Source organism: Streptococcus taonis (assembly GCF_029948085.1).
Lineage (GTDB): Bacteria > Bacillota > Bacilli > Lactobacillales > Streptococcaceae > Streptococcus > Streptococcus taonis.
Genome location: NZ_JARZZP010000004.1, coordinates 161,895 through 168,653, shown reverse-complemented (window position 1 = coordinate 168,653; position 6,759 = coordinate 161,895). Strand labels below are relative to the sequence as shown.

The following is a 6,759-nucleotide window of genomic DNA, read 5'->3' as shown; positions in this document are numbered from 1 at the left end:
TAAGATTACAGAACCAGGTCAACCAACAGTTGAAGTTCCAGTAGAAACACCAGCTAAGGTAACACCAGAAACACCAGCTGCGCCAGTAACACCTGATACTAATGGAGCTAAGTCAAATGATTCTCAAAAAGTATTGCCAAATACAGGAACAGAATCAAATGCGACTCTTGCATCTCTAGGTCTTCTTGGTATTCTAGGTGGTCTCGGACTTGCTCTTGGAAAGAAAAAAGAAGACTAAAAATTTAGTCAAATAAACATTCATTCTTTTGTGTTATAAAGACAAACTAGATTGGTTCTGGGAATCATGTTAGTCGTAAAATAAAAAGAATGTTTAGATAAAGAAAGCGAACAATGCTAGGATTTTGTTAAACGGAATTCTAAGTATTGTTCGCTTTTGTGGTATAATAAATACTATGCAGAAGAAACCGACATCAGCCTACGTGCACATACCATTTTGCACACAGATTTGTTATTATTGTGACTTTTCCAAGGTCTTTATTAAAAATCAGCCAGTAGACAGTTATCTAGAGCATCTACTGCAAGAATTTCATTCTTATGATATTCACAAATTGCGTACACTCTATATTGGTGGTGGGACACCGACAGCCTTGTCCGCTTCTCAATTGGAAGTTTTGTTAGAAGGATTGACTAAAAACTTAGATTTGTCAGTCTTAGAAGAATTGACTATTGAGGCTAATCCTGGTGACCTGGATGCTGATAAGATTGCTATTCTGCAAAATTCTGCAGTTAATCGTGTTTCACTAGGTGTTCAGACCTTTGATGATAAAATGCTGAAAAAGATAGGGCGTAGTCATACGGAAAAGGATATTTATGAAAATATTGATCGTCTCAAACTGGCTGGTTTTGACAATATTTCCATTGACTTAATTTACGCACTTCCTGGGCAGACCATGGATCAGGTAAAGGACAATGTCGCTAAGGCAATTGCCCTTGATATTCCTCATATGAGTCTCTATAGCTTAATTTTAGAAAATCATACGGTCTTTATGAATCGTATGAGACGAGGGAAATTACCTCTTCCTAAGGAAGAATTAGAAGCGGAGATGTTTGAGTATATCATTGCAGAGCTAGAAAGAGCTGGATTTGAGCATTATGAGATTTCTAACTTTTCAAAATCAGGATTTGAAAGTCGTCACAATCTTATGTACTGGGACAATGCTGAGTATTATGGTATTGGTGCAGGTGCATCTGGCTATGTAGATGGTGTTCGCTATAAAAACCATGGGCCGATCCGCCATTATTTAAAGGCAGTAGAAGAGGGAAGTGCTCGTATCAATGAAGAACACTTGAGTCAAAGGGAGCAAATGGAAGAAGAGATGTTCCTTGGGCTTCGCAAGAAGTCAGGAGTTTCCATGGCACGCTTTGAAGAAAAATTCGGACGGTCTTTCCAAGAACTTTATGGTGATACCGTCAAAGACTTGATTCAACAAGGTCTTATGCAGGTTGAGGGGGATCGTGTTCGTATGACCAAGAGAGGTCTCTTTTTAGGAGATACAGTAGCAGAACGATTTATATTGGAGTAAAATTATGGGCTTAACTTATCAAATGAAGATGAAAATTCCTTTTGATATGGCTGACATGAATGGTCATATCAAGCTACCAGATGTGATCTTGTTGTCCCTCCAGGTATCAGGTATGCAGTCAATTGAACTGGGAGTGAGTGATAAGGATGTTTTGGAACAGTATAATCTGGTCTGGATTATCACAGATTATGATATTGACGTGGTTCGTTTGCCTCGTTTTGCTGAGGAAATCACCATTGAAACAGAAGCTTTGACTTATAATCGTCTTTTTTGCTACCGCCGATTTACTATTTATGATGAAGATGGTCAAGAAATCATTCATATGGTAGCTACCTTTGTCCTTATGGATTTTGAGAGTCGAAAGGTTCATCCTGTAGTATCAGAAATTGTCGCTCCTTATCAATCTGAATTTTCTAAGAAACTGGTCCGTGGGCCAAAATATACAGAGCTGGAAGAAGCGATAAGCAAGGACTACCATGTTCGTTTCTATGACTTAGATATGAATGGTCACGTTAATAACAGTAAGTATTTAGATTGGATTTTTGAGGTCATGGGAGCTGATTTCCTGACTAATCATATCCCTAAAAAAATCAACCTCAAATATGTCAAGGAAGTTCGACCAGGCGGAATGATTACTTCTAGTTATGAATTGAATGGACTAGAAAGCAATCACCAAGTCTCAAGTGATGGCGACATCAATGCTCAAGCAAAGATAACTTGGCAAGAAATTAACAAAGATTAGAAGGAAATGTATGACTTATAAAGGATATTTAATTGATTTAGACGGAACAATCTATAAGGGGAAAGATAGAATCCCAGCAGGTGAAGCTTTTGTTCATGAGTTACAAAAAAGAGAGATTCCTTATCTTTTTGTGACAAACAACACCACTCGTACACCTGAAAGTGTTCAAGAGATGCTAGCCAATCACTTTAACATCGATACGCCTGTATCGACCATCTATACTGCAACCTTAGCGACTATTGATTACATGAATGACCTAGGACTTGATAAGACAGTTTATGTCATCGGAGAAGCAGGGCTCAAGGAAGCAATTCAAGCAGCAGGATACGTTGAAGATAAAGAAAATCCAGCCTATGTGGTTGTTGGCTTGGACTGGCAAGTAGACTATGAAAAATTTGCTACGGCAACCCTAGCTATTCATAAAGGAGCTCATTTTATCGGTACCAACCCTGATTTGAACATCCCAACGGAACGTGGACTTTTGCCTGGTGCTGGTTCACTGATTACTCTTCTTGAAGCAGCAACTCGTGTAAAACCAGTTTATATTGGAAAACCTAATGCGATTATTATGGACAAGGCTATTGAACACCTAGGACTTGAGCGCCAAGAAATTGTCATGGTGGGCGATAATTACCTGACTGATATTCGAGCTGGTATTGACAATGGCATTCCTAGTCTTTTGGTGACGACAGGGTTTACAAAACCTGAAGAAGTAGCAGACTTGCCAATTGCACCAACTCATGTCCTTTCAAGTCTAGCGGAGTGGAATTTCGATGAAAACTAAGTTTACTTTTGTAGGAAGTATTCTCTTTCTCCTCTCGCTTGCTATTTTATTGACAATATACCTAGCATGGCTAATCTATCCTCAGGAAATTTCTTGGTTAAACTTGACAAATCGTGTTCATCTGCAACCTCAGATAATCCAGCATAACTTTAATGTTTTGATGGATTATTTGACCAATCCATTAAATCAAGCATTGGAAATGCCAGATTTTCCTTCATCTGCATCTGGAATCCATCATTTTGCGGTTGTGAAGGGTTTGTTCCATCTGGCTCAAGGAGTAGCACTAGTAACTCTACCGATATTCTATCTTTTTTGGAAGCAAGTCATTCAGAAAGGATTTCTATCTCTTTACCGTAGAGGTCTCTTAATCATGCTCTCGCTACCTTTGGTTCTTGGTTTAGTTGGTGTTTTCATTGGATTTGAGCAGTTCTTTACTTTGTTTCATCAAATTCTTTTTGTGGGAGATGATACTTGGCTTTTTGATCCAGCAAAAGATCCAGTCATTCTTATCCTACCAGAGGACTTTTTCCTCCATGCCTTTCTTCTATTTTTCTGCTTGTATGAATTGATTTTTGGATTTATGTACCTACAGAGTAGAAAAACAAATAGATAAGTGAAGAAAAGTATTACTGATTCCAAATAAAATCTAGGAAAAAACTATCGTTTGTAACATGAATATGTCTATATTTAAGCAGAACATTCACATTTGATTCTAAAAAACCTATTTTTCTTGAAAAAGTAGGTTTTTTTACGGAAATAACTAGTCAAGCGCTTTATTTTTTTGTATAATAGGAATAGAAAAGTATGTAAAGAAGAGGAAAGCATGATTACACTATTTTTATCACCGAGTTGTACATCATGTCGTAAAGCAAAGGCCTGGCTCGAGAATCATAAAGTGCCCTTCCAAGAGCATAATATTATGACCAGCCCTTTAACGAGAAAAGAACTGCAACACATTCTTTCCTTGACCGAAAATGGTACTGATGACATCATCTCGACTCGTTCAAAGATTTTTCAAAAATTGAATATTGATGTAGAGAGTATCTCAGTATCGGAGTTGCTTCATTTAATTGAGCAGTATCCGAGTCTTTTGCGTCGTCCGATTATTATTGATGCAAAGCGGATGCAAATCGGTTTTAATGAAGATGAGATTCGTGCTTTTCTCCCTCGTAGTTACCGTAAACAAGAACTGAAAGAAGCTACATTGAGAGCTGGTATTAATTAGATGAATAAACAGTATAGTTACCCACTAGATTTGTCGTGGAGCACTGAAGAACTTGCTTCAGTGCTTTCTTTTTTTAATGATGTTGAAGCAGCCTATGAGACCAAGGTAGAGGCAAAAAAACTACTAGATTCCTATAAGGGATTCAAAGCGATTGTTCCAAGCAAGAGTGAAGAAAAACGCTTGGGCCGTGAATTTGAAACTGCGAGTGGTTACTCCTTCTATCGAGCTCTCCAATTGGCCAAAGAACAAGGGGAAGGGAAGATTTCGCTTGGAAAATAAATTTATGTTTGCCAAAGAGATTGTCAAGGAAGCAGGAAACTATATTCTAGCTCATATGCAAGAAGAATTGCATATTGAGAGAAAATCATCCCCTACAGACTTGGTGACTCGTTTGGACAAGGAAGTTCAGAATTTTTTAGTTGATAAAATTCGTTCGCGTTATCCTGATGACCAATTTTGTGCAGAAGAGGGATGTTTACGTGCTTCAGTTGGACATGGATCTGTTTGGGTCATTGATCCCATTGATGGTACCAACAACTTTGTCGCCCAAGGTGATGATTTTGCCATTATGGTAGCATATTTTGAAAACGGTGTGGGTCAGTTTGGGATCATTTATGATGTCATGAAAGGTCATTGTTATCATGGAGGAGGTACTTTTCAGGCCTGTCTCAATGAAGAACCCTTGCCTAATTTTAAGGATAAGCCCTTGCGAGATTTTCTAATTGCGAGTAACGCTGGCATGTTGGAAACAAACGCCTGGGGTGTGGCAGAATTGGCTAATGCTTCACTTGGTGTACGAATATATGGAAGTGCGGCTATTAGTTTTTCAAAAATATTATCTGGTCAGCTATTGACCTATATCACCTATCTCCAACCTTGGGACTATGCTGCAGCTGATATCATTGGAAAAAGTTTAGGTTATCAGATTGTAACCTTAACTGGAGAGCCGGTGGATTTTCAGACACGACAACCAATCATGATGGTTCCAACAGACAAGTTGGCAGAAATTCAATCCTATATCTATGAAAGGAAATAAACTTACATGCAATTTCCAGAAGGATTTGTAAAAAAATATGAAGAAATATTGGGAGATGAGGCAAGAGCTTTTCTTGCCTCTTTTGATGATGAGGCAGTTTCCGCCTTTCGCATCAATCCCTTAAAAGAAAGCCAAGTTTCTTTTTCAGATGCTATTCCACATACACCTTGGGGCTATTATGGCAAGGTTTCAGGGAAATCACCTGAGCATGTAACAGGCTTGGTCTATTCACAAGAGCCTGCTGCACAAATGGTTGCACAAGTAGCTCAACCAAAACCAGGCATGAAGGTCTTGGATTTGGCAGCGGCTCCCGGTGGGAAATCAACTCAACTGGCAGCTTATCTTGCAGGCGAAGGACTACTTGTTTCCAATGAAATTTCTAGCAAGCGAGCTAAGATTTTGGTTGAAAATATGGAGCGTTTTGGTGCATCAAATGTTGTTGTAACCAATGAATCTGCAGATCGTTTGGCTAAAGTGTTTAAGGGATATTTTGACCTAATTGTTCTAGATGCTCCATGTTCAGGAGAAGGAATGTTCCGAAAACAGCCAGATGCCATGGATTATTGGAGTGTAGAATATCCAAGCCAATGTGCTGACTTGCAGCGTGAAATTCTAGAGGATGCGGTCACCATGTTAGCTGATGGTGGTCGTTTGGTCTATTCGACTTGTACATGGGCTCCAGAAGAAAACGAAGAAATTATTAAATGGTTGCTGGATAGTTATGATTTTGAATTGATTCCAGTTACACATATCAATGGAATGGCTCCTGGGATTGATTTTCCTGAGACAGCTCGGATGTACCCACATCGTTTTAAGGGAGAAGGTCAATTTGTTGCCCATCTTCAGTTTAAGGGACAAAACAAGTCAGGGAAGTTCAAGTCTTTTAAGACTAATCTCAGTCGCGAACAGTTGAGTTTATGGCAAGATTTTGAAAAAAAACACCTGAAGATAAATTTGCCAGGAATTTTACAGACTTTTGGAGACCAACTATATCTCTTACCTGAAGTTCTACCAGATTTGGGTAAACTTAGGATTGCACGAAACGGACTTCATCTTGGAACCTTTAAGAAAAAACGTTTTGAACCAAGTTTTGCTCTTGGTTTAGCCTTAAAACCAAGCCAAGTCAATCAAAGAATTGAAATTCATGAAGCGGACTTTGTCAAATACGTGGCCGGTGAAACAGTTCAGCTGTCTGAAACTTTGTCAAATGGCTGGTATCAAGTTTTGGTTGGTGGAAATGGTCTAGGTTTTGCAAAAGTGACCGGAAATACCTTGAAGAATTATTTCCCTAAGGGCTTGAGGTTTAAGGTGAAAAACTAGTCAAAATCAGTATTCTATGTTATAGTGGAAGTATGGATTTTTTGCATAAAACATTAGAAAAATAGGGCGAAATTCCAAGCTATTCATCATTATTTTCAAGGAGACAAA

Annotated in this window: 9 protein-coding genes; all 9 read left to right on the top strand. The window is 38.6% G+C overall.

Features of this window, described 5'->3' with window-relative positions; genetic code table 11:
• Positions 1-238: LPXTG cell wall anchor domain-containing protein (locus tag QEZ38_RS03365; RefSeq protein WP_281335028.1), on the top strand; the 238-nt coding region annotated here is incomplete at its 5' end.
• A gap of 175 nt (positions 239-413) precedes the next feature.
• A complete protein-coding gene (gene hemW / locus QEZ38_RS03360; protein WP_281335027.1) occupies positions 414-1,544 on the top strand; it encodes a radical SAM family heme chaperone HemW in 1,131 nt (376 codons plus the stop codon).
• Between the two features lie 4 nt (positions 1,545-1,548).
• Complete coding sequence (locus tag QEZ38_RS03355) at positions 1,549-2,286, top strand: acyl-ACP thioesterase domain-containing protein (RefSeq protein WP_281335026.1); 738 nt, start codon at positions 1,549-1,551, stop codon at positions 2,284-2,286.
• A gap of 10 nt (positions 2,287-2,296) precedes the next feature.
• Positions 2,297-3,070, top strand: coding sequence for a TIGR01457 family HAD-type hydrolase (locus tag QEZ38_RS03350; protein WP_153224768.1), 774 nt, complete (start codon positions 2,297-2,299; stop codon positions 3,068-3,070).
• Positions 3,060-3,683 carry a TIGR01906 family membrane protein gene (locus QEZ38_RS03345; RefSeq protein ID WP_153224767.1) on the top strand — a complete coding sequence of 208 codons (624 nt, stop codon included), beginning with the start codon at positions 3,060-3,062 and terminating at the stop codon, positions 3,681-3,683. Before QEZ38_RS03350 ends, QEZ38_RS03345 begins: the two co-directional genes overlap by 11 nt.
• Before the next feature lie 210 nt (positions 3,684-3,893).
• The gene (locus QEZ38_RS03340; protein ID WP_045763368.1) at positions 3,894-4,295 is read left to right on the top strand and encodes a Spx/MgsR family RNA polymerase-binding regulatory protein; all 402 of its coding nucleotides are present in this window, start codon (positions 3,894-3,896) and stop codon (positions 4,293-4,295) included.
• Positions 4,296-4,574, top strand: coding sequence for a UPF0223 family protein (locus tag QEZ38_RS03335; RefSeq protein WP_153224766.1), 279 nt, complete (start codon positions 4,296-4,298; stop codon positions 4,572-4,574).
• Positions 4,564-5,331 carry an inositol monophosphatase family protein gene (locus QEZ38_RS03330; RefSeq protein ID WP_281335025.1) on the top strand — a complete coding sequence of 256 codons (768 nt, stop codon included), beginning with the start codon at positions 4,564-4,566 and terminating at the stop codon, positions 5,329-5,331. Before QEZ38_RS03335 ends, QEZ38_RS03330 begins: the two co-directional genes overlap by 11 nt.
• Positions 5,332-5,337: 6 nt before the next feature.
• Positions 5,338-6,651, top strand: a complete 1,314-nt coding sequence (locus tag QEZ38_RS03325) for an RsmB/NOP family class I SAM-dependent RNA methyltransferase (protein WP_281335024.1) — start codon at positions 5,338-5,340, stop codon at positions 6,649-6,651.
• The last annotated feature ends 108 nt before the right edge of the window (positions 6,652-6,759 follow it).